Source organism: Photorhabdus asymbiotica (assembly GCF_003634575.1).
Lineage (GTDB): Bacteria > Pseudomonadota > Gammaproteobacteria > Enterobacterales > Enterobacteriaceae > Photorhabdus > Photorhabdus asymbiotica.
Genome location: NZ_RBLJ01000001.1, coordinates 543813 through 569214 on the forward strand (window position 1 = coordinate 543813; position 25402 = coordinate 569214).

A 25402-nucleotide genomic window follows, 5' to 3' on the forward strand; every position below is an offset into this window, starting at 1 on the left:
AATGCATAAAAATAAATATTTGCTCACATGTCAGTCTTTAAGAAAAGAATAAAAAGATTCAGCACTGATAAATAATTATCAGTGCCTTAAATAAAAAACTTACTATTTATAATTTCTTTCAGTTATCTTTTAATTGCGGAAAATACTTTTTAGCATCATCCAACATTAAAATAAAACTATAATCTAATGCAGTATCTTTCAAACGATTAAAACGGCCTGATTTACCACCATGTCCTGCACTCATATTAGTTTCCAGTAATAAAACAGTGTCACCTTTCTTTATATCCCGCAATTTCGCCACCCATTTAGCCGGTTCCCAATATTGAACTTGTGAATCATGAAATCCACTCGTGACCAATAAATTGGGATAGCGCTGAGGCTTTATATTATCATATGGACTATATGATTTAATTCGGAAATAATCTTCCTTATTTTCAGGATTACCCCACTCTTCATATTCTCCAACTGTCAGCGGAATAGAGGGATCGAGCATGGTTGTAACAGCATCAACAAATGGCACCTGAGCAACAACACCACGATATAATTCCGGTGCCTGATTAATTACTGCGCCCATCAGCAGGCCACCAGCGCTACCTCCCATAGCATAAACACGTTTGCTGTCACCATATTTCTGGGTAATCAGAGCTTTGGTTACATCGATAAAGTCATTAAAACTATTCATTTTATTTTCGACTTTACCTTGCAGATACCACTGTTTGCCCAATTCACCGCCACCACGCACATGCACCAACGCGTAAACAAAACCTCTGTCCAACAGACTCAATCGTGGTGAGCTGAATGCCGGGTCCATACTCGCACCATAAGCCCCATATCCATATATCAATATTGGATTATGGCCTTTTTCGAACAGTGACTTACGATAAACCAGAGATACTGGAACTTCCACGCCATCGCGAGCTTTCACCCAAATACGCAGGCTCTCATAATTATGTTTATCGAATCCTTTTACTTCCTGTTGCTTAAGTAATTCACGTTCTCCCGTTCTCATATCCCACTGGAATGTTGAACTTGGCGTAGTCATGGATGAATAACCATAACGTACAAAATCAGTATCAGGCTCAGGGTTGTAATCAATCCATGCCATATAACTTGGATCATCAAATTTAATCTGCTTTTCTTGCTGTGTTTCCCAATTAATCTGACGAATTGTCGGCAATCCTTTTGCTCGCTCTTGTACCACTAACCAGTTATTGAACAATGCGAAATCTTCAAGATCACTATCCTGCTGTGGAGCAATAACTGTTTTCCAAGGTATATTTATTGCATCAGTTTGATAAAGTCCATAAGTCTCATTTTCATGATTTGAACGGATATAGAAATGACCGCGGAAATGGTCAATATAATATTCTCGTCCTTCCTGACGCGGAGAAAATACTTGCAATTCAGCTTGTGGTTTATTCGCATCAATCAATAAATATTCCGAAGTCGAAGTACTGGTTATCGACAACATAATATAATCACAGGAAGAACTTCTAGAAAGATCTAAGTAAAATCGCTCATCTTTTTCCTGATATATTTTCTGATCCCTCTCAGTATCTGTACCATATTGGTGACGAAATACTTGGTATGGCAACAGAGTTTGAGCATGTCTGCGCACATAAAACAATGTGTTGTTATCATTTGCCCAAACAATGTTGCTGGAAGCATTTTTTATTACATTGTTATTCCACTGTTCATCACCGATCTCTTTAAAAGAGATCTGATAATTACGGCGTCCCTGAGTATCTTCAGCAATCGCAATACGTTTATTATCCGGAGTGATAGCAAAATTACTCAACCGATAATATTCATGTCCTTTAGCCCTTTCATTGCCATCAACCAGAATCTGCCAATCTGATGAACTATCAACCGGTTTACGCTGATAAATCGGAAAATCTTTCCCAGTTTCATAGACTGTACGATAAATATACCCGTTATAAGTATATGGCACAGATTGATCATCCTGTTTCATCCGATCAACCATTTCCTGATATAACGTATCCCGCAATTGCTCACCGGGTTTCAGCATCTGTTCAGTATATTTATTCTCGGCTATCAAATGATCAATAATTTTTTGATCCTGGCGATTATCATCCCTCATCCAATAATAATCATCTGTACGAGTATCACCATGAATAGTCATCTGATGTGGTTGTTTAATTGCCTTTGGTGGCATAATTCCTTCCTCTGCCGCAGCTGAACTCAACCAGCCACTTAATAAAAATGTTAACAACAGCCCTTTAGTCTTCAGGGCAAACTGCGCTTGCTGCCTTAGCATATATGCTGTCCTTAAGTCATTAAAGATATTAATTGATTAAACTAAAATCAATTGGAAGTTCTATCGTAATTTCACTGCCATTTAAAATAATATCGGGAGGAGCTGGCAATGGCTGCGCTCTTGTCAGAACTTGCTTCGCTTCCCTATCCAGAGAATGAGTACCTGAGCGGCGAACTAAGTCGCTGTCAGTAACATAGCCTTGTTTATCAATAGTGAATCTGACTGTAGGCCGGCCAGTGCGGTTTCTTCTCTGCGCATCCTCAGGATAACGTTTATAACGATTTAAATGCCCGATAACCTCCGCTCTCCATGCAGCATCTGCATCAACAACAGCATTTGAATCACTATCATAAGAAGCAGCAACTCGCGAAGTCAGATTGGCAGAAGTAGCAGTACTACTCACTGAAGCGGCACTACTTTGGGATTTTTCACTCTCTTGTTCTTCTACCTGTTGGCGCTTGACTGGCGGTGTTTTTTTAAACTCTTCGTGGTTCTTTTTTTGTTTTTTAGGCTTATGTACCAAAATCTGTGCTTGTTCATCTTTAATAAGCTCAGGTGCCTTAATCTCATTAATCGCACTTTCTTGCTGTCGGCTGGCAACAGAAAGTTGTTGTTCAATACCAATAGGTTGTTTTTGCACCTGATGGATTGCTTCTGTCAGCAATGAAAGCTCCATCATCACCGCTGGAGGTGACATCAATTCATTAACAGAAATTTCTTTTGGCTGGTAGATAATCCATCCGGCCCAAATAAGATGAGCAGCAATAGCGAAAACCAGTCCTTTTTTAAAATGACTTGTTTGAAAGGCAGGGTGTGTCAATGTCAACATTAGTTACAGTGCATAATTTTAATTATCATTTGGTAATGATAATTAATTTCATATGTTAATGAAAATTATTTTTACACATATCGTTAACTTGCGCACATCCATGTGCCAATATCTTCAAATACAGATAAAAAACAAATAATTATGTAAGATATCTATGGTTTTTTTACTGGTGTATACCAGACATAATCAGCATGCTGACTATCCAGTACATTTGCTTTCTCGGCGATAATCAGCACAACAAAATCCTCTCGTGGTGACAAATCTTTAATGTGCAGAGGAACACCCATCACTTTCGTTGCATGGTATCCACCCGCAATCAATGTGGCAGGAACAGGCGCTTTAAGTAATTGCTCTGCCATTCTGCGATCCCGCATTTGCTGAATAGTTGTCATTGCAGATAACTGTCGCTCAGTTATTTCACCACCATGGGCATCTTTAATCGTCGCTGCAATCTGCGCTTTCACATCTTCAGAAACAGAAATATTTCCCTGTAAAACAGGAGGATTGTTGTAAGCAGCCTTAATTTCACTGCGAGCCAGGTTTGCCGCTAAGAGCGGATAAGGCTGATACATAAGTTCCATTACCAGCTCACCATACAATTCCCATGGCCATCCAGCGTGCCACTCCAGCAAATCTTTTATACGACTTTCACGCACAGTAGGCTTAGTTTGTAACCAGCTTTTGACTTTATTCACTCTTTCCTGTTGGTCAGGGGTAATCATTTCCAACAGCACCGAGCCAGGTTCTCTCTTGAGAAGAAGTTGCTGAACCAGCCAAAGCTCAATTTGATGATGGTATGGGTTATCGTGTTTTTCACCCACAATGATCCGCTGGTGCGATGCTAATTGGTTGAGTAATTCATCAGGAGTAAGCACGTTGCCGGTTTTAAGATCGATAACAACCCCTTGCTGGGTCAATTCCGGCGAAAGTATTTGCAGAGTTGGCGTTTGTTGTACAGATGCACATCCAGATAAGATCAGTAAACCACAGGTAATCAGAAAAGATTTTATAGCTATGAAAAATTTCATAATGTCCGTTATCCCTATAATATTTTTCCGCATCATAGAGATAATAAGAATTATTTACAATAAACAGCCCGGCTTCCCATAGGATACCGCAGCTGTTTTAACTCATATTAATTAAGATCTGTAATTACAATGGATGAGTCTGCGCTTCAACCGCAGCTAAAGCGACCATATTGATGATACGGCGTACAGAAGCAATTGGCGTCAAAATGTGTACCGGCTTTGAAACTCCCATCAGAACCGGCCCCACGGTAACTCCCTCAGAACTGGTGACACGCAGCAGGTTATAGCTAATACGTGCAGATTCCATATTCGGCATAATTAACAAATTCGCCGCCCCTTTCAATGGGCTGTCTGGCATGATGTCACGACGAATACTTTCAACCAACGCCGCATCACCGTGCATTTCGCCATCAATTTCAAGCGAAGGTGACATCTTATTAACCAATGCCAGTGTTTGACGCATTTTCTGTGCGGAAGGGCAATCCATAGAACCAAAACTTGAATGAGAAAGCAGCGCAACTTTTGGCTCAAGACCAAAACGGCGAATAGTCTCTGCCGCCATGAGAGTAATCTCTGCCAATTGTTCAGGCGTTGGATCATGATTGACATAGGTATCAGCGATAAAAGTATTACCACTTGGCAACATCAATGCGTTCATTGCTCCCGCAGTATGAACCCCCTCTCGGAAGCCAAATACATCTCTCACTACATCATAATGTTCGCTATAACTGCCAACGGTACCACAAATCAGGCCATCAGCTTCACCGCGCAGCACCATAATTGCCCCAATCAGGGTTGGATTACCAATAACAGCTCGGCGTGCTTGTTCAGGAGAAATACCACGACGTTTCATAATATTATGATATTCCTGCCAATACTCTTTGAAGCGTGGATCGTTCTCATTATTGACAACTTCAAAATCTTTACCTGCTTCGATATGCAACCCTAGTTTCTGGATACGCTTTTCGATGACACTTGGCCGGCCAATCAGGATCGGATAAGCCAATCCAAGAGAAACTAGCTCCTGAGTCGCATGCAATACCCGTACTTCCTCCCCTTCGGCCAGAACAATACGTTTTTTCGCTTTCTTTGCCTGAGAAAAAATAGGTTTCATAAACAAGTTCGTTTTATAAACAAACTCATTCAGTTTCTCTATGTATGCACTAAAGTCTTTAATCGGACGGGTTGCTACACCAGAATCCATAGCCGCTCTAGCCACTGCCGGGGCAATCTTAACAATCAGGCGCGGATCAAATGGTTTGGGAATAATATATTCTGGGCCAAAAAACAGATCCTGATCATTATACGCAGAAGCCACTTCTTCACTTTGTTCTGCCAGCGCCAAATCAGCGATAGCGTGAACACAGGCAAGTTTCATCTCTTCGTTGATAGTTGTTGCTCCAACGTCTAACGCACCACGGAAAATAAATGGGAAACAGAGAACATTATTAACCTGATTCGGATAATCAGAACGACCAGTACAAATAATGGCATCAGGGCGAACTTGTTTAGCTAATGGTGGCAGGATTTCTGGTTCAGGGTTTGCCAGCGCCATGATAAGAGGATCTTTTGCCATGGTTTTCACCATATCCTGAGTCAGTACACCCGGACCGGAACATCCCAGAAAAATATCTGCACCTGGGATAACATCACCTAGTGTACGGCTGCCATTGTCTTCAATGGCATAGGCTGCTTTAGTTCCTTCCATATTTTCATCGCGGCCACGATAAATAACGCCTTTAGAGTCACATACCACAATGTTTTCGCGTTTCAGCCCAAGCGCAACCAGTAAATTCATACAAGCAATCGATGCAGCACCGGCACCAGAAACAACCAGACGAACTTCTGAAATCTCTTTTTTCATAATCCGTAAGCCATTGAGAACAGCAGCAGTACAAATAATCGCTGTGCCATGCTGGTCATCATGGAATACCGGAATATTCATTTTTTCCCGGAGTTTTTGTTCAATATAAAAACATTCCGGTGCTTTGATATCTTCGAGGTTAATTCCCCCAAAAGTTGGCTCCAATGCCGCAATGATATCAATCAATTTATCAGGATTAGACTCATCGACTTCGATATCAAATACATCAATCCCTGAGAACTTTTTAAACAGTACACCTTTTCCTTCCATTACTGGCTTACCTGCCAGTGCACCAATATTCCCTAACCCTAAGACCGCACTACCGTTAGAAATCACCGCAACAAGGTTGCCACGCGCAGTATATTTGTAAGCCGCTAATGGATCTTCTGCAATCTCCAGACAAGGCGCAGCAACACCTGGTGAATAAGCTAAGGCCAAATCGCGCTGAGTTGTCAGAGGCTTAGTTGGAGTAACCATGATTTTTCCTGGTTGTGGAAACTGGTGAAAATCCAATGCACTCTGCTTTAATTTTTCGTCCATTGTCGATCCTTTTATATACATTATCTGGAGTAAGAGCATAGCCAGTATAATTGGTACCGGGTGTAAAAGCATAACTTTGACCGTAATTCACCAATAAACCAGCACTTTTTTGCTCAAAAAAACACTGATGAATTTATCCATCAATACCATATACTGAACATGGATAATATAAACATAGAAATATTATTCATGATATAATGTCATTATAATTATAATAACATTGATAATTATAACCGATAAAAACTCTCAATATAAATTCAATTAAAATAAATTTTATAAAAGAAAACAAATCTAATAATTAGATTTATAACAAATTGATTTACAATATTATTTTCCTCATCAAAGTTATGTGTTTTTTGTGAAAATTACTCACATTCTTTTTTTACTTATCAAACTAATTTGCGCTATTTATCTTTTTATATCAGGATGTGTTTTCTGGACTTACAGAGCTATCAACTTTGTAACTCAATCGGTTTTTATAAAATTTTTTTGTATCAATTTAATTTAGGGCAGACTCATTCATTACTGCCTACCAATCGAATTAAAAGTCTGAATTTCGTGGCTTTACCTATAAGGGAGAAGGACAATGTATAACCATTCAGTGATGATAGTTGATGACCACCCTCTCATTCGCCATGGCCTGAAACAAATTGTAGAGCTCGACCGTGCGCTTACCGTCACTGCGGAAGCGGACAACGGAGAAGAAGCAATAAACATTGCATGCAAGCTCAAACCTGATGTCATTATGATAGACCTCAATATGAATGGTCTTTCAGGCGTGGACACAATTAAATCTATTCGTAGAAAAGGGATCAACTCTTATGTGCTGGTATTATCCGTTTCAGATGACCGGAATGATGTTTACGCGGCTATTGACGCTGGTGCCAATGGCTATTTACTCAAAGATAGTGATTTAGATTCACTATTAAGCAGTATTCGCCACGCAGCTCGTGGACAAACTGTATTTAGTGAAAAAATATATCAACATCTGGCTAACCGCCATAAACACGTTGATCCTTTATCTGAATTGACCAAACGTGAATTAGATGTATTAAAAGAGGTTTCCAGTGGCATGACCAATAAGGAAGTTGCGGATGTACTCTTTATTTCTGAAGAAACAGTAAAAGTACACATTAGAAACTTGTTAAAAAAACTAAATGTACGTTCCCGTCTGGCTGCAACAATTATGTATCTGCAACATAGAAAGAATGGGATAGCCTAATATTTTTGCTAAGCCGCTCCCTTAGGTTTATAACCGGGGACCGGCTTTTATGGTTTTTGTTCAGTACAATAACCTGCGTGAGACAAGCTAGCTCACCAAACCCTCTTGATATCTCTGGCAATAAAAATCCAGATACCGTCTAGATAAAACTGGCATTTTCCAGCATTATATTTAGGTATTTAAACTTTTTTTAGGGATCTCTTATTTATGTCAGATAAACCTTCTCACTCTGCCTTTACTCTCTACGGGATCAAAAACTGCGACACCATAAAAAAAGCCCGTCATTGGCTGGAAGAACAGAAAATCGCTTATCTTTTTCATGATTACCGTGTAGATGGATTAAACGAAGCTCTCTTACAATCATTTATTGACAAACTTGGCTGGGAATCACTGATTAACACTCGCGGCACGACCTGGCGTAAACTCACTGACCAACAGAGAGCCGCAATTAATAACGCTGATGTCGCAAAAGCGTTAATGTTGGAACAGCCCGCAATTATCAAGCGTCCATTATTAATTTCTGCCAAAGGTAACTGTCTGTTGGGTTATAACGCAGATAAATATCAGCAATTTTTTGCTGAGGCACTCTAAGATGACTTGTCCTGTAATTGAACTTGCACAACAACTCATTAGGCAACCATCAGTCAGTCCGGACGATAAAGGTTGTCAAGATATTATGATCTCCCGCCTGCAAGCGATCGGCTTCACCATTGAACGGATGCCTTTCGGCGATACAAACAATTTTTGGGCTTATCGTGGTACAGGTTTAACGCTGGCCTTTGCAGGACATACCGATGTTGTTCCTGCGGGTGATGAATCTCAATGGGAACATCCACCTTTTGAGCCGACCATTCGTAATGGCATGTTATATGGTCGGGGTGCAGCGGATATGAAAGGTTCGCTGGCCGCCATGGTTGTTGCAGCCGAACGCTTTGTTACCAGCCACCCTAATCATAATGGCCGCCTAGCTTTTCTTATTACCTCAGATGAAGAAGCGCAAGCCACCAATGGTACCGTTAAAGTGGTTGAAGCATTGATGTCCCGTAATGAACAACTGGATTATTGTCTAATTGGTGAACCCTCTAGCCAATATCGCCTCGGTGATATGGTGAAAAATGGCCGTCGTGGTTCCCTTACAGCCAATTTGACTGTCCATGGCATTCAAGGCCATGTTGCCTATCCACATTTAGCTGATAACCCAATTCACCGGGCTATCCCTGCTTTACAAGAACTAGTCAGTACACACTGGGATCAAGGAAATGAGTTTTTCCCGGCGACCAGTATGCAAATTGCCAATATTCATGCCGGAACAGGCAGCCATAACGTGATCCCTGGAAATTTACAGGTTCAATTTAATTTCCGCTTCAGTACAGAACTAACCGATAGCCAAATCCGTGAACGGGTTGAAACCATCCTGAAAAACCACGACCTGGATTACACTATTGAGTGGATATTACCAGGAGAGCCTTTCCTGACAGCCAAAGGCGAATTGGTCGATGCCGTCGTACAAGCAATAGACCATTACTGTGGCTATAAGCCTGAATTATCCACCAGCGGTGGTACATCAGACGGACGGTTTATTGCCCGGATGGGTGCTCAAGTTGTCGAACTGGGCCCAATCAACTCAACAATTCATAAAGTTAATGAGGCTGTCAGTGCCGCAGATCTGCAACAACTTAGCCGGATTTATCAGCGTGTTATGGAGCAGCTAATCCAGTGACAACAGCAAATATATTGACCGGCCTGACTACCAAGCATTTGGTTCCTCTCTCTGGCAACCATCAGTTACAACCAGAAGCAGCCAAAGCTTTTCTCTCCATGCAGCAAGCAGCAGCAAGCGCGGGATTTAATTTGCAACCTGCCAGCACTTTCCGCGATTTTCAGCGCCAACAGGCTATCTGGAATGACAAATTCCGGGGCACACGCCCTGTATTGGATGAAAATAGCCAACCAATGGATATCACCCAGTTAACAGAAGGTGAACTCTGTAAAGCTATTCTTCGCTGGTCTGCCTTGCCCGGTGCCAGCCGTCATCATTGGGGAACCGAACTGGATATTTATGATCCAACGCTGCTGCCGGAAAGCCAGAAATTACAATTGGAACCTTGGGAATATGAAAAAGGCGGTTATTTTGAACCATTAACTCACTGGTTGACAGAAAACATGCCGCACTTCAGTTTTTACCGCCCCTTTGGTGGACACGGAGGTGGCGTTGCTTATGAACCATGGCATATCAGCTACTGGCCACTATCCGAACAATTAGAAAAATTGCTAACTGAACAGATTTTACTGGATGTATGGCAACAGCATGATATCGCAGGTATCGACTGGCTATCGGCTAACCTATCTTTTCTATTTGAAAACTACCTCCGCACTCCACAGGAGACACCCCGATGCAATGGTTAGCTGATTACTGGTGGATTATTTTAATTTTACTGGTTGGTGTTCTTCTCAATGCCATCAAAGAATTACGCCGTTTGGATGTCAAAAAATTTTTGGATAATAAACCAGAACTCCCCCCTCACCGGGATCTTAATGACAAATGGGATGATGAAGACGATTGGCCTCAGAAAAAACAGTAGTCCACTCCTGCCAGTACATAGCAAGTTTCTCGTCGAGGCTGACCAGCGCCTGCGCGGTTTCTTGCCGCCAGAGTAACGTTAATGCCTTATGCCCATTCAACCTTAACTCAGTGACACACTGTTCAATACTCATTTCCCGCTGAAGGTGATTTCTTAGCGCTGTCAGCGGCAAACCACAATTCAATAACAATCGCTGTAAAGCGGGCAATGAAGCAGACAATGGCCGGTGAGCAAATGCAAAACCTGCAAGCTCCTGCCAGTCATTTTGATTGAGACGTTGGTCAGCCTGGTCATCGACAGGCAAGCTGAATCCAATCTGTGACTCCAACCAATAGGCATCACGGGCAAGCTGCTGTTGTGCCTGAACACAAAGTGCAATCCCTTGTTGACTGAGTGGAAAAATTGCCATTGCGGTATAACAACCGCTGCTGGCTTCCAGATGGGTACCTATTCGTACCAGTTGGAAACCACACTTTTGCCATAACGCCCAAAGTTCAGCGGTATAACCAAAGCTAACAGAAATAAAATCCATTCCTTGCTCTTCTGCTCTTTCGCGTTGAAACGCAATCATTCCCTGAGCAATACCCTGTCTTCGACGGTTAACCTGCACCGCAACCCGGCTAATTCGCTGAGATTTCAGGACAGCCGCTTGGGGTAAACCACTGTGGGCCGCTAACGATTGCGCTACCAAATTTCCTCTTGGGCGACGTCTTCCCGCCCATATTTCATGTGCCAGTTCAGCGGATAATCCGCCCTCTTCAACCATCCATAAAGCACCAATCAAAGTGTTATTGCCAAGAGCTGCAACAAATTGCATTCCTTTGGCATCCAGTAAACGCCGTAAATCTAAAGGTGAGGTTTTATAATGAGCACTGGTTAATATTCCATAAAACTGTTTTAGTAACTCAGGTTGCTGAATCCATTGCTGCTGTTGATATACGTGATAGCCGATCGCTTTAGCAGAATGATTTGCAGGAACAGCATCGTCAAACAATAAAGCTTCTTCCAGCCAGTTTTCCAGCGGATCACTTTCCGCCCAACGCATAGGTTCTGTCAGGTTCAATATATGACAGCCAGGAATTTCAGCACAAAATTTATGCAAAAATCCTCGTCCGGTACCTTCATATCCCTGTACTGTTGTTGTTAATAATATTCGGGGAAAATAACTGATAAGTTCAAATAACTGGGGCGTTGGAATAGCAGCGGCTTCGTCTATCAGCAACCAATCAATATCTGATACGCTATTTTGTCTGCAATACTTCAACAAATTATCTACTGCCCAGAATTGTCCTTTTTCACTTGAATAACACCTGACAACTTCAGTGGTTGCTTTTGCGGGTGCCGTTAGCCAGCAATGTCCTTGCCATTGCTGTATCAACATACCAGCAAGTGTCGATTTACCTCGCCCTCTCGGGGCAATAATCACCCATACCCCCTGATTTGCCCGCAAAAGTCGCGCCAAAATAGTATGCTGATGGGCTGTTGGCTGACCATCAGGTAGTTGCCACTCTCTATATTGCGGCAATTCAGGGATATAAAAGGGATCATTTTGCCGCCATAGCAAAACCTGACGATCATTAGCAATTTGCCGTTGAATATGCTGAATAAAATTCGGCGTTGGTATAGCACCTGATTGTTCATTCCAGCGAATACTGTCACGGTCTGGTTGATCATTCCATTGGTGCCATGATGGCACCATCATCACCAACCAGCTCCCTGCTTTCAACGTACCCGCTAGTATCGCCAGTGCTTCCGCATTCAAACCTTCGGTAGCATCAAATACTCCGTGTAAATACTCCTGACCCAATAATCCTGCCGCTTTTTCAGGTAGAACAGCTTTCTCTTTGCGATAAGAGATCCATAACCAATCACCCATAAACTCCTGCTGTAACTCATGAGCCTGTTGGTGACACCAATTATGATCTCCACTCAGCACTAGCAAACGACGTAATCCTTGTTGCTGCATTTCCGCCTGGATCGCACTTAATTCTGGCAACATAACGATTACGATTTACCAATCAGCAATGACAAAATCCCCGCAGCAATCAGCGGCCCGACCGGAACACCTTTAAACATGGCAACACCCAGCACAGTTCCCACGAGCAAACCAGCGACTATCGATGGTTGATTAGACATCAGGGAAACACCCCGACTGCCCAACCATGACACTAAGACACCTATCACTATTGCCAATAACGATTTCCAATGCATAAATGAGTTAAGAACCGCTTGTACAGTGATTTTTCCACTGGCGATAGGTGCCATCACTCCCACAGTCAAAATAAGCACACCAACCGTCAACCCATATTTTTCTACCCACGGGAAGAACTGATTTAATGGCGTTATACGAATAACTAGCAGGAACAACATTGCAAGAGTGACGGTCAGGTTGTGGCTGATGATACCCAGCGCTGCCAGCACCAACAACACGAGTAAAGTAGGATCGATATGGCTCATAAACGTTAATACCCTAAGCTGCCTTAATCGACTCGACCAGGGCGATTTTTCCTTGTATTTCATTAATAAACTAATTTTTTACTTACTGATATTATTAATAATTTTTAAACAATTAACTGGTCAGTGTTGTACTATTATCATTATCATCTATCATCAACAAATCGTATTTTTTCATCATCATCTGTTTTCCCATGGAATGCTGCATATGGGTATCCGTCGAATCAAGCGATATGCCATTATAGCTACTTTTCCTGAAAGCAACAGTTGCTGAGAACAAACAACTCCCCTCTTTCCGGATCGCCAATATCGAGTTTTATATATTCATATAGCATCAATAATTTCAAAATTATCCGGCAACTATTATGACTAAATAAAGCATTAATAGACCCCTTATTTTCGGCAACACAAAAATGTAATATAAAATTCAGCCAGTTCTAACACTTGTATTATTTCGTTATCACTTTTTTATGCCGGCTAAAATTAAATTCGCAGTTAACGAGAAAAACTGTTGATAAAGTTGATGATAACTAAATTTACGATTACCATAGACAATTACAATCATTTCTGACTATATTTATCATTGTTTATGAAATATTTAAGTTAAAGACCGACCATTGGTATAAACTCAATATATACCCAATAGATTTCGAGTTGCAGCGCGGCGGTAAGTGAACGCAGCCAACAAAGCAGCAACTTGAAAGATGAAGGGTATATATCTATTTACTTTATCTTGCATCAAAATATTCCCCGCCCTGTTTTGTGAGCTGCTTCTAAATAAGCATACCTTTAACAAGTCATACTTAGCCTAAACACTCAAAATACGCATTTAATTAACCAATACATTGCAAAATGAATTCATACTGATAATAGTGAATATCGCCTGACTATTAATCTAACCGGGGGTAAATTATGTCATGCTTTCCTACCGGATATTGGGAAAAATATCCGAATACAGCCACTGTGATCACAACATACACTTGCAATGCCGCTTGCAAAGAGTGTTGTTTTGAATGTAATCCTTCTGTGAAAGCACGCCTCAGCCTGGATGAAATTAAACAATTTATTGTACATTCAAAAGCTAACTTTCCAGGGTTGAAGTTAGTCGTTTTCAGCGGAGGAGAATGTTTCCTACTAGGCAAAGACCTCATAGAAGCCATCCGTTTTGCTTCAGAACATGGCTTATTGACCCGTTGTGTGACTAATGGTTATTGGGGGAAAAATCGGGAAAAGGCGCAAAAAATCGCCCAAGATTTAACAGATGCCGGTATCACAGAGATAAATATCAGTACCGGGAAAGATCACAGTGAATGGGTACCAATCGACAGCGTGGTTGCAGCAGCAGAAGCGTTGGCCGAGCAAAACATTACGACACTGATTACCATAGAACAGGACACCGCAGATTCCTCCATTGCAACACAAATTACCCAAAACCCAATCATTAAACGTCTCAAAGAACAAAACAAGATCAGCTTACAACGAAACACCTGGATGCCATTCTATGATACCAGCGAAGAACGGAAAAACGTGCCAAACCGGGCTGAACAACTGACAAAAGGGTGTGATCAGGTCTTTGAAAATATCGTTCTGACACCACATGGTGAAATTTCCGCCTGCTGTGGTCTGACATTAGAGCATATCCCGGAAATGAAACTGGGTCGGTTACAGGGAGGTGATTTAGCCCAACTTTTCAAAGGGCAAGAAGAAGACTTTATGAAAGTCTGGTTACGGACAGAGGGGCCGTACACGATTCTAAAAAAATATCGCCCGCAAGATAGCGACATTAATCTGGAAAAAATCGTTCATCCCTGCCAAGCCTGTGCCTATTTGCATAAGGACGAAGGAACACGCCAGAATTTATTAGATAATTATCATGGGGAAATTATTCCAATAATCAAAAAATTTAATGCCAAAGAAAGATTGGATCTTCTGATATATCAATCAGCAGCAGAAAATACAGTTGACTCAATATAAGGGGTAAATAATGAAACGACGTACATTTATTGGTGTAGCCGCCGGAGCTGCCATTGGCAGTGTCATACCCACCGTTAACGCAAAAGCTAACAGCAATCGTCTCTTTGGCGTACCACGTTCATTACTCTCTCCAGGAGAAGTTGAAGAAAATAAGCTCAGGCTGTCAATGTCACATGCCAAACTCCCGGTTGAAATTTGGGAAGATATCATCGCCTATAACCGATTTTGGGAAACCATAAAACAACAACCTGAATTAGTATTAGAATATAGAGAGTCACCAGAAAAAGTTCTGAATGAATTTGGCATAGACAAAAATATTGTTAGCCCCGGTTCCTCAGAGGAATTATTGCTATTTATCACTTATGATAAGGAGTTAATGGATGCGGTAAAAACCAACAACTATGAGAAACTATTTTCCCGACTAAAGACTTACGGCCTAAATAAAAGGAAATCAAACCTGAGAAGCCGGATCAATTACTACCTTAGCCAGGATGCCAATCTGGTTGCACATTTTAAAGATTACATCCCATTAGAGCAGCCAGAAAGTTCCCCGCTTATCAGGTTGAAAGAAATCCTGGAACCTGTGAACAACAAAGATGATACCCGCCTTACAGCGGGGGCAAATATGGTTGCCGCTATTAATATGGCCGTCGTCGTTACCGTGCAAACATCTACCACAGTAAATGTCTCAACGACAACTAGCGTATCCGCATTTGTCTTAGTAACTATCCTGACAAAAATAGCTGGAAAACATAGGGTAAATTATCGCCCTCAAATTAATCATGAAGACATTTCTGTCAGTGCTGCCTCTCTTCACCTTGCCAGGATCTATCACAATCGAGCAATGGTAGATACGCTGGTCAGAGAAACAATTCGGCGAGAAGTCATCGCTTGCCTGTTTGCCGCACAGAAATGTGGTTATATTAACCTTCCAGTGACTCGGACAGAACGCAAAGAAGTGATTCATCTTTTTACCGAATTGTCTTTAGAGATGATGATAACATAGACAATATCATGGAGTTGAATCTGAATTTCAGCACAGAATCTCAATGACAAACATCACTATGATTCATATTTGTAAGCCATAAATTTTTATACCCTTCATCCTTCAAGCTGCTGCTTTGTTGGCTGCTTTCACGCACTCCAGTCACATAGTTATCTATGCTCCTGGGGATTCGTTCACTTGCCGCCGCGCTGCAACTTGAAATCTATTGGGTATATCGAATGAGGTGGTAATCAAGGAAAGGAAATATTTTGTCATCCTTTAGGAATATTTCCACCACCTATTCTGTGAGCAGACTCTAAATAAGCACATTTTGTAACTCAATATATTTAGCCTAAACACCAAAAATATAAATTTAATCAACTAACCTATTGCAAAATGGAACCATCCGGCTAATAGTTAGTAGCGCCTAACCTTTAATCGAACGGAGGACAAATTATTCTATGCTTTCTCACCAGATATGAGGAATAATATCCAAATACTGTTACGGTAATCACAATATATACTTTTGCAATGAGCATCGTTGATAAAAATATTAGCCATATAATTACTTCATGAAACTATATCAGTAATAAAGAATTTAATAAGAAAAGGTTGAATTTCGTCTTATAACACTCAGTAAAAAAGAATTTCGTTCACTTATAAAGGAACCAATGATGAAAAGACGCACATTTATTGGTGTAGCTGCTGGAGCAGCTATTGGCAGTGTCATACCTACCGTTAATGCCAGTATTGACAGCACTCGTCTATTTGGCGTGCCACGTTCACTACTTTCCCCAGGAGAAATCGAAGAAAATAAGCTGAGACTGTCAATGTCAAATGCCAAACTCCCGGTTGAAGTTTGGGAAGAAATTATTACCTATAACCGGTTTTGGGAAACCATAAAACAACAGCCTGAATTAGCATTAGAATATCGAGAATCACCAGAAAAAGTGTTGGATGAATTCGGTATAGACAAAGATATTGTTAGCCCCGGCTCCGCTGAGGAATTACTGCTATTCATCACGTATGATAAAGATTTAATGAATGCAGTAAAAACCAACGATTATGAAGCGCTCTTTTCCCGACTAAAAACCTATGGTTTAAACGAGAAAGGCTCAAGTCTGAGGAACCGAATCAATTATCACCTCAGTCAAGACGCCAACCTGGTTGCACATTTTAAAGAACATATCGAATCCTACCAGCTACAAGATACAGACAATCCTCCACTTATCCGGTTAAAGGAAATTCTGGAGCCTTTAAACAGCGAAGACGATACCAGCATTGAGATTGCCCGCCTGGTAGTCGGAGCAAATGTGGTTGCTGCGGTTAACGTGGCTGTCGGCACCAGAGTCGTCGCGGCGGTAAATGCGGCGGCGGCGGTTAACGTAGCTGCCTATTTAAGTCTGGCAGTACAAACAGTCGTTACTGTATGCATGGCAAATTATCTACCCAAAATTGACCATAGCGACCTTTCAACCGGTACGGCTTCTCTTCATCTTGCCAGGCTCTATAACAATCAACAGATGGTAGACACACTGGTTAAAGAAGCTATCCGGAGGGAAATCACTGCCTGCCTGTTTGCTGCACAAAAGTGTGGTTATATCAATTTGCCGGCAACTCGCGAAGAGCGTAAAGAAGTGATTCATCTTTTCACCGAATTATCTTTAGGAATGGCAGTAGCATGAGTAATATCGTGGGATTAAATCCGGACCTCAAAGTCATATTAATGAACGTCGCCATGTTCGTCCTTATTGCCCTGGTTTTGCTGCCAATACCATACTGGCTCAATAACAGTAATCCCAATAAATTGGTGGCAGGCATTACAACCACTCTCTTTATCATCATCACCTTATTTGTGAGCTATCAACTATTATCAAATAAGGCGGTGGTCAAGGAAGGAAAATTATTAATGAAGTCCGGAGTATATTCACACGAATGGACTATTTCCTCATTGCGCCGGGAAGAAGGAACTTCCCTGAATGACTTTCATCGCAGTAATGGTATACATATTATCCATTATTCATCCGGATACTATCAAAAAAAACCAAACACATATTTTATTCTGCGTACCAGCAAACGTCCTCTGGTGTGTTTTAGTGCAGAAGATAATATTGGATTATGCATAGATGAATCTGTTTACGAAAGAATAAATAGCTCGTTGCAAAATAAAATATAGAGTGGAGTCGCAGGATAATGGAATATAGTGAAAATTATTGGCCATTGAACTATACACAGCTCCGTTTAGCCATTGCTAATACTGTAGCTGATGATAAGTCTGCCTTTAATGTCGGCGAATTCGTCAGCTTCAGTGACAATATTAATCTAGAAAGACTAGAACAAGCTATTATGACCATTCATAATTTTAATGATGGTTTTTCTTTACGTTATCGTCTTGCTGAACAAAACATTTTTCAGGATCGAGGATCTGCACCGATTGAAGTCATACGGATAAAACAGTCAAATTCGATGATAGAACACGCGGCTAAAACTGATTTTGAAAAGAGAGCAACTGAACCGCTGGACATCGAAAATGGTGTCACAATCAGACATTATCTTTATTTTAATGATATTGGATGCTATTTTTGGGGAATAGTTGCTCATCATGTTGCTACAGACTATTGGGGAATTGGGCAATTAATTCACGATGTTTTATCCTGCTATGAAGAAACCCCATTTCCGCCAATATTAGAACCTGTTTTTACCTATCATGCTTACCTTAATGACGCTAAATATAAGGCAAGCGTACATTATGCCAACGACAAAAACTATTGGGATAATTATCTTCACCAACTTCCCATATTAGAAGATTACACACGGAAACGCTTATTTCCTTCAAAAACGATTAAAGTCACCCGACCGCTCACCGCAAATAACGACAGTTTCACTTTTAATGATAAATTGATAATGATATTGGCCTTATGTTTACAAATGACCAAACAGGGCCATTTATCAACAAGTATTATCAATTTACCTTTCTCCAATAGACGAAGCAAAGGAGAATATCGTTATTATCGCCCCGCTATGAATACCTTGCCTTTGATGGTTTCTTTATCTCCAGAAGCAACAATAAAACAGATTCTTGGGGAAATGCAATCTCAGATCAGTTTACATAGCAAACATAATCGTATTGATATAAATGATTTAAGCGATAGCGCGATAAACCGAGCGGATCAATTAACTTCTGCGCCCTATGTTAACCTATTACATGAGCTTGAACATGATTTCATGAAAAATAACCGCGCTACTCGCGGTTGTATGACTTCCGGTGCAGTAAATAATTATGGCATTAATATCCGATTCTCTTCTGACGAGAAATCGGCATTAGTTGAATTAGATGCAGGGAGCCGACTGTATAATTATTTTACCGCACATGCTTTGATTGATGAATATTTACGCATCTATAGCGCTATTACGGAGAATATCAATGAAACTATCGATACATATTGGATAAAATATAACAAAATAGCACCAGAAAATAATACCATATCGAACGGAAAAACTATAGGTAATATTTCCATAAATCACCCTATCAAAGAGAATATTATTGTCAAAATAGCGCAAATCGCCTCGGAATCACCAGATAAAAAAGCCGTTATTTGTGGGAATCAAACCGTAATAAACGCCGCACATTGCCTTACTTACTGTGAACTTTACTATAAGTTATTAAACTTCAGCCAGCAGCTATTATCTTATCAGATACAAAACCGAAGGGTAGCCGTGTTATTACCAAGAGGAATGGAATCCTTATTATCTATATTAGCAATCCATGCTACTGGGTTATGCTTTGTTCCAATCAACATGACATTCGGACAAGAAGAAATCAGCAGTATATTACGTGGACTGAATATCTCTTTATTGATAACTGCACATCGTTATCATGAAAAAGTAAACGGTATTAATCATGCACATATTTTCTTTGTTGAAGATATAAATACGATCCCTAATGGAGTATTTCTTGAACATGACATAAAACATCCAACGACCAAAGAGGACGAAGCCTATATCTTTTTCACATCAGGAACCACTGGCGTGCCAAAAGCAGTACCGATAACTTTTAAGGGACTTTATGCTTATTTGGCAGCTATGACAGATAATTATGGCATTAAACAGGATGATGTTATTCTTAATTTCAGCACACCAGTTTTCGATGCTTATATTGAAGAAGTGTTCGGATGTTTTTATCTGGGAGCCACACTGACAATTGCCAGTGATCAAATGATTGCTGAGCTTGATACACTGTTTTCATTTTGTCATGCTCAATCGGTTACTATAATTAACTTTCCTACCAATTACTGGCATCAAATTGTCTTTTTCCTACATGCAGCCATTAAAGAATTGTCACCTTCGATCAGAATGACAATTATTGGTGGCGATTTAGCAATGGATAAAGCTATCCTCCATTGGTTAGAAAAAGTAGGCTGCGGGATCTCCTTAATTAACTCTTATGGCCCAACAGAATGTTGTGTTATAGCTAGTTGCCAAAAAATAGATGATGAATTCCAACCCGGCAATATCATTGGCAAAGCGTTGGCAAATACCTCTATCGTTATTCGGGAATATGGAACTGATAAAATCATCAGCGGCAGTAGTGGAGAAATATGCATCCGTGGCGATTCTATCTGTGCTGGATATATTAATGATGACGAATCAACTTCACGCAAATTCTTACGATTGAATGATGGAGAAGTTTATTATCTAACCGGAGATCGTGGATTTTACGATACTCAGGGGAATTTAAATTTCATTGGCCGATTGGATAAAGAGCAAAAAATTGATGGAAAACGTGTCAATTTGGAAGAAATGCACAAAATACTTGCAACAACTTTCGATATCGACGAGATTCATTTAACGGTAAAAGAAAATGAAACCGGGTACCAGTATATTAATATATTTATACCTCATGATGTATACCCGATAGATCGCCACGAAATTGTCTCCTTCCTGCGCGGATGCTATCCAAAATTGCAGATACCTTTTATTGTCGAATTGAGTTCATCCAATCAATCTGTTCCAGAGCCAGATTTAAGTAAAAGAAGCAATATGCCACAAATTGAAGGAGAAAAACGCGAATTATTTTTCACTTTATGGCGAGAAGTCTTTGGCGATAGTGACAAAATAGTTAATGAGGATACCGATTTCTTTGACGCAGGCGGTACTTCTCTTAAAGCATTGTTGCTAATTAATAAGATCCAACAACGCTTTGATTGCACAATCCGTCTGGAAGATTTCTATCAATCTCCCAGATTAGGTTATTTGTTGCAATCTGTTATTCAGCAGGGACGGACGCCTGTTTTAACCAATAAAAATAGCACCTGCCTGACAGAACAGCACGACCAGTATTATTGGATAATTGACACTATCTCTAATCGTTCAGGGGCACATAACATACCGTTATATTATCATCTTGCCGGTAATATCGATTTAAAGAAATTACATCATGCTTTGTTGTATACCATGCAATATTTCCCTGCCCTCTGCCAAAGGGTAACAATGGCAGACGGGCAACTCTCTTTATCCTTTTTACCTATTACCAAAGAGAGTTTACCCTTCGAATATATCGACCTGACTTATGCTACAAGCATTAACATTGAGATTTCATTACGCAAGATCTTAAATGATATGGCATTCAAGCCAATGACATTACAGGAGAATCCACCAGTATATTTTAAGCTACTAAAAGTAGCGGAGAATGAACATTATCTCTTGTTAAATTTCCATCATGCATTTTGTGATGGAATGTCAATTGCTCATGTGCTGCAAAAATTATCTTCAGCTTATACCAATAATACACAGAACATAGAGGCCGTTACAAAAACAGAAGTTGCTGTCGCTAATCCGCGTATGTCAGATGAAACATTGAATTTTTGGACCGAAAAACTAGTCAACGTACTTTCTATCACCGGAAAACATAATTCTGTACCAGAGGCTAATCTTCGAATTCGTGGTCGACGCTACTCGATGCCATTGTCCCCTCAATTAATTGCAACATTATCTTCGATACAAAAAAAACACGCAGTTACTCTGGAACATATCGTGATTGGGGCATTTTCGATGACCATCAGATCATTACTCAATAAAAACGAGCTAATCGTAGGCATCCCTTGCGCCAACCGTGTTCCTCCTGTGTCATTCGATAGTGTCGGCAGCTTCGCAACAACATTACTATTGCCTTATGCTACTGCTGAAACCTCATTGATTAACGTATCTAAGTATGTCCGTGATTTCCTGATGGATGCAAATACACATTCCAATATTTCGCTGGCGTACTTAAAACAACATCTTCACCACTATCACAATATGCAATTACCAGAAATCGCTTATTATTTCTCTTCTCAAATGGGATTCTCCACCAATTTGCATCTTGGTGAAACCCATTGCACAAAGGAAAAAATTAAGGGGCTTAAGCCCAAAGGGGATATTGCTCTCGAATTAGTAAATACACCAACCGGGTTGGGTCTGGAATGGCTCTATGACGATGATATTTTCTCTGAAGAGATTATTAACAATATGGGACTGTTTCTGATTGATTTATTGGATTACATGGGCGCTCAGCATGACTAGACTCCTGACAATACGAAACGATAGCAAATACTAAGATGGATACTGATTGTGCCGATCAAAAAAAAGAAATGGATAATTACCACTACCATCATGATCATTTTTATCGCCGTGGTTTATTACACATTCAGCCGGAAAGAAACGCCTGCTGTGATGGCAGAGCAAATCATCACTGGAACGTTAGGTGATGTCATCACGACGGTAGATGCTGCTGGTATTATACAACCGACTAGTCAAGTTAACGTTGGTAGCCAAATCTCGGGCCAGTTAATTAAGTTATATGTTGAAGTCGGGGATATCGTCGAAGCCGGTAAGCTGGTTGCCAGCATTGATGATACTTTTTATCGTACTAAAGTTGAGGCGAGCCGCGCGCGATTAGAAAAATTGCGAGCTATATTGAAGGAGGAACAATATACCTACCAACTCCTAGTCATTACTGAAAAACGCCAAAGGCAACTTAATCTATATTCTGCAACCAGCCAACAATTACTGGATGAGGCAACTTTCGGAGTAAAAAAAAGTCTGGCGAGAATTGAAAGTCTCAAGGCAGACATCAAACAAAATGAACATATTTTACATAGCGAAGAGGTCAGCCTTAGTTATACCCAAATCTATGCACCTATTGCCGGCGTAGTAACTGCAATCTATGTTGATCCAGGACAAACCCTAAATGTTAATCAACAGACACCCGTTCTCATGCAAATTGCCGATCTCAAAAATATGACCGTTTATGCAAAAGTTTCTGAAGCAGATATAAACCAAATCGTGACCGGGCAAAAAGCCTCTTTCAAGATCTATAGTGCAAATCAGCATATATGGCACGGTAATGTTAAGAAGATCATGTATAAACCAGACCTAATTAATAATGCAGTTTATTATACGGTACTGTTTGATGTAACTAATGACAATTTCCTGCTAAAACCCAACATGAGTGCTGATGTCACTATTGTGACACATGAAAGCACGGGGGTAGTGACCATCCCCAATAACATACTAAATAACAAGCGGCATCAACCTTTAAATGAGAATCTTACCGCTTATTTTTTACGAGAGGTGAAAGATGGAAATATCGCAGTAAGGAAATTGCTCATTGGTCATAATGATGGAGTACACTCAATTGTTGTCAGCGGATTACAGAATAATGAACAGATCGTTGTCCTTTCTAAACAAGATAATCTTGGTGGTAAAGATGATAATCCTAAATAATATCTGTAAGATCTACGACAATGAGAACAAACAGCATCTTGCGCTGAAAGATATCTGCTTAACAATCGATCCACATGACTACGTTGCTATTCTTGGTCGCTCCGGTTCAGGGAAAAGTACCTTATTAAATATAATCGGACTTTTGGATACCGCCAGTACGGGAAAATATCTTATTAACGACCTTGAAATCACTCAGCAAAAAATTCATTCATTGGCACTTTTACGACGGAAATATTTTGGGTTTGTTTTTCAGAACTACAATTTACTCGATAATTACCGGGTCGATGAAAATATCTTAATGCCCATGTACTACTTAAAAAGAGATTTCAATTACGACAGAAAATATTTCAATTACTTAATAAAGCGTCTCCAACTTAATAATTTATTAGATAAATACCCGCGTCATCTTTCTGGCGGAGAACAGCAACGCGTTGCTGTAACCCGCGCATTAATCAATAATCCGAAGTTTATTATTGCTGATGAACCTACCGGCGCACTAGATACCACTAATGCGACCAATCTGATGCAACTTTTTACTGAATTACATAATAGTGGATGTGGCATCATTCTCGTGACACACGATCAAGCTGTTGCCGGATACGCCAAGCGCAAGTTGTACCTGGATAACGGTTCTTTGGTGACATAATGGGCATAATAAAAACACCCCTAAAGCTTAATATTTATTCTACTGTTATCCTATTTAACCTCAAAATGGCAGCACGCTCCCTTGTGGCACATAAGACACGGGTTTTCTTAACTTTGCTATGTATTGCCATCGGAGTAGCTTCAATTGTGATTATGCAGGCTATCGGGATGGCAACTAAGGATCACATTGTCAAAGCTGTTTCCTCAATGGGAAGTAACATCATCTCCGTAAAATACAAAGGGCAAGAAAGCGGTGCTTTCGATTCCCATAATAATTATCTGACCCAAAAAGATATCACGTCACTTTCAGGTAATCCGCATATCAGCTACAGCACCCTTTTTTCCACTGCTTCAGGGACAATAGTTTCTCCACAAGGCACTACCAATGCTCAGTTGATCGGTGCGAATGCGGATATTGCAATTATCCGAAATCTGGTCATTGAACGCGGGCGTTTTTATACACCAAAAGAAGACGAGACTCTGGCAAACGTCGTCGTTTTAGGTGCTTCTTTGGCCGAAAGACTATTTTCCCATAAAGAATCTGCATTTGAACAGAATATCAAAATTAACGACATTTCTATGCGGGTCACCGGCATCCTGGCACAGAAAGGTGAAGGCATGGATGTAGGAGTGGATGACACTGTTTTTATACCAAGAAATAGCTATCTGGTGAGACTATTCGGCAATACGCCTCCCAGTGGTATCGTGTTGAAAGCCAAAGACGCTTCTCATGTCGAATCAGTTAAGCGCGCTGTTGAGGAACAGTTATCACCGTTTAAACGTCAACAAAGCTATGAGATACGAAATACTACGGAATTGTTGAAAACTTTGAATGAAACTCAGTCGAAAATTAACCTTTTCCTGCTATCAATATCATCGGTAACGCTCTTTGTTGCAGGAGTTAGTGTTATGAATACTATTTTGATCAGTGTCAGAGAGCGTAAAAGAGAAATTGGTATACGACTTGCCGTAGGAGCAAGTTATTCCGATATTTTTTATCAATTTCTTACCGAAGCATTTTTGATTTCATTATTGGGAGCGCTATTAGGATTATTATTCTCATTTATCGGTTTCAAGATCTTATCACTATTTGATATTGCCGTTGGCTTCTCATTTTATTCATTTCTATTGGCTTCCCTCTCGGCATTTTTCATTACGGTGGTGTTTGGCGTATATCCATCCCATCGCGCAGCAGCATCCGCGCCGATCGAAGGGATCAGGGAATTGTAGCCTGTTT

The 25402-nt window shown here is 40.5% G+C and carries 20 protein-coding genes; 13 read left to right on the top strand and 7 right to left on the bottom strand.

Annotated features, from left to right (window positions below; all coding sequences use genetic code 11):
* Window positions 1–118: 118 nt before the first annotated feature.
* The 4 genes from BDD30_RS02350 to maeB form a co-directional block, all read right to left on the bottom strand.
* Complete coding sequence (locus BDD30_RS02350) at window positions 119–2176, bottom strand: S9 family peptidase (RefSeq protein WP_015833963.1); 2058 nt, start codon at window positions 2174–2176, stop codon at window positions 119–121.
* A gap of 130 nt (window positions 2177–2306) precedes the next feature.
* Window positions 2307–3107 (bottom strand): energy transducer TonB, encoded by an 801-nt coding sequence (locus BDD30_RS02355; RefSeq protein ID WP_015833962.1) that lies wholly within the window; start codon window positions 3105–3107, stop codon window positions 2307–2309.
* Between the two features lie 152 nt (window positions 3108–3259).
* Window positions 3260–4135 (bottom strand): ChaN family lipoprotein, encoded by an 876-nt coding sequence (locus BDD30_RS02360; RefSeq protein WP_041381786.1) that lies wholly within the window; start codon window positions 4133–4135, stop codon window positions 3260–3262.
* A 124-nt stretch (window positions 4136–4259) separates the two neighbouring features.
* Complete coding sequence (maeB, locus tag BDD30_RS02365; RefSeq protein WP_015833960.1) at window positions 4260–6539, bottom strand: NADP-dependent oxaloacetate-decarboxylating malate dehydrogenase; 2280 nt, start codon at window positions 6537–6539, stop codon at window positions 4260–4262.
* A 586-nt stretch (window positions 6540–7125) separates the two neighbouring features.
* On the opposite strand from maeB, the gene BDD30_RS02370 reads away from it, so the two are divergent.
* The 5 genes from BDD30_RS02370 to BDD30_RS02390 all read left to right on the top strand — a co-directional run bounded on the left by BDD30_RS02370 (window position 7126) and on the right by BDD30_RS02390 (window position 10343).
* Window positions 7126–7761, top strand: a complete 636-nt coding sequence (locus BDD30_RS02370; RefSeq protein WP_015833959.1) for a response regulator — start codon at window positions 7126–7128, stop codon at window positions 7759–7761.
* Between the two features lie 207 nt (window positions 7762–7968).
* The gene (locus tag BDD30_RS02375; RefSeq protein WP_015833958.1) at window positions 7969–8352 is read left to right on the top strand and encodes an ArsC family reductase; all 384 of its coding nucleotides are present in this window, start codon (window positions 7969–7971) and stop codon (window positions 8350–8352) included.
* A 1-nt stretch (window position 8353) separates the two neighbouring features.
* The gene (gene dapE / locus BDD30_RS02380; protein ID WP_015833957.1) at window positions 8354–9481 is read left to right on the top strand and encodes a succinyl-diaminopimelate desuccinylase; all 1128 of its coding nucleotides are present in this window, start codon (window positions 8354–8356) and stop codon (window positions 9479–9481) included.
* The gene (locus BDD30_RS02385) at window positions 9478–10167 is read left to right on the top strand and encodes a M15 family metallopeptidase (RefSeq protein WP_015833956.1); all 690 of its coding nucleotides are present in this window, start codon (window positions 9478–9480) and stop codon (window positions 10165–10167) included. Before dapE ends, BDD30_RS02385 begins: the two co-directional genes overlap by 4 nt.
* The gene (locus BDD30_RS02390; RefSeq protein WP_015833955.1) at window positions 10155–10343 is read left to right on the top strand and encodes a YpfN family protein; all 189 of its coding nucleotides are present in this window, start codon (window positions 10155–10157) and stop codon (window positions 10341–10343) included. Before BDD30_RS02385 ends, BDD30_RS02390 begins: the two co-directional genes overlap by 13 nt.
* Here the strand turns inward: BDD30_RS02390 and BDD30_RS02395 are convergent.
* The 3 genes from BDD30_RS02395 to BDD30_RS23380 form a co-directional block, all read right to left on the bottom strand.
* Window positions 10294–12342, bottom strand: a complete 2049-nt coding sequence (locus BDD30_RS02395) for a tRNA(Met) cytidine acetyltransferase TmcA (RefSeq protein ID WP_015833954.1) — start codon at window positions 12340–12342, stop codon at window positions 10294–10296. The two genes, BDD30_RS02390 and BDD30_RS02395, sit on opposite strands and share 50 nt — an antisense overlap.
* Window positions 12343–12347: 5 nt before the next feature.
* Window positions 12348–12800 carry a DUF441 domain-containing protein gene (locus tag BDD30_RS02400; protein ID WP_041381785.1) on the bottom strand — a complete coding sequence of 151 codons (453 nt, stop codon included), beginning with the start codon at window positions 12798–12800 and terminating at the stop codon, window positions 12348–12350.
* Between the two features lie 112 nt (window positions 12801–12912).
* Entirely contained in the window at window positions 12913–13077 is a 165-nt protein-coding gene (locus tag BDD30_RS23380; RefSeq protein ID WP_158307060.1) for a hypothetical protein, read from the bottom strand.
* Window positions 13078–13709: 632 nt separating this feature from the next.
* On the opposite strand from BDD30_RS23380, the gene BDD30_RS02405 reads away from it, so the two are divergent.
* From BDD30_RS02405 to BDD30_RS02440, 8 genes are all read left to right on the top strand, one after another.
* Complete coding sequence (locus tag BDD30_RS02405; RefSeq protein ID WP_015833951.1) at window positions 13710–14771, top strand: radical SAM protein; 1062 nt, start codon at window positions 13710–13712, stop codon at window positions 14769–14771.
* Between the two features lie 10 nt (window positions 14772–14781).
* Window positions 14782–15777: a hypothetical protein gene (locus tag BDD30_RS02410; RefSeq protein ID WP_015833950.1), complete on the top strand. Its 996-nt coding sequence runs from the start codon at window positions 14782–14784 to the stop codon at window positions 15775–15777.
* Between the two features lie 653 nt (window positions 15778–16430).
* Window positions 16431–17441, top strand: a complete 1011-nt coding sequence (locus BDD30_RS02415) for a hypothetical protein (RefSeq protein WP_015833949.1) — start codon at window positions 16431–16433, stop codon at window positions 17439–17441.
* Entirely contained in the window at window positions 17438–17932 is a 495-nt protein-coding gene (locus tag BDD30_RS02420) for a hypothetical protein (RefSeq protein ID WP_015833948.1), read from the top strand. The genes BDD30_RS02415 and BDD30_RS02420 overlap by 4 nt, the downstream gene beginning before the upstream one ends.
* Window positions 17933–17949: 17 nt before the next feature.
* Window positions 17950–22317: a condensation domain-containing protein gene (locus BDD30_RS02425; protein ID WP_015833947.1), complete on the top strand. Its 4368-nt coding sequence runs from the start codon at window positions 17950–17952 to the stop codon at window positions 22315–22317.
* Between the two features lie 48 nt (window positions 22318–22365).
* Window positions 22366–23520, top strand: coding sequence for an efflux RND transporter periplasmic adaptor subunit (locus BDD30_RS02430; protein WP_015833946.1), 1155 nt, complete (start codon window positions 22366–22368; stop codon window positions 23518–23520).
* Complete coding sequence (locus BDD30_RS02435) at window positions 23504–24166, top strand: ABC transporter ATP-binding protein (protein WP_015833945.1); 663 nt, start codon at window positions 23504–23506, stop codon at window positions 24164–24166. The genes BDD30_RS02430 and BDD30_RS02435 overlap by 17 nt, the downstream gene beginning before the upstream one ends.
* Before the next feature lie 65 nt (window positions 24167–24231).
* Window positions 24232–25395 carry an ABC transporter permease gene (locus BDD30_RS02440; protein WP_249039918.1) on the top strand — a complete coding sequence of 388 codons (1164 nt, stop codon included), beginning with the start codon at window positions 24232–24234 and terminating at the stop codon, window positions 25393–25395.
* Window positions 25396–25402: the final 7 nt, after the last annotated feature.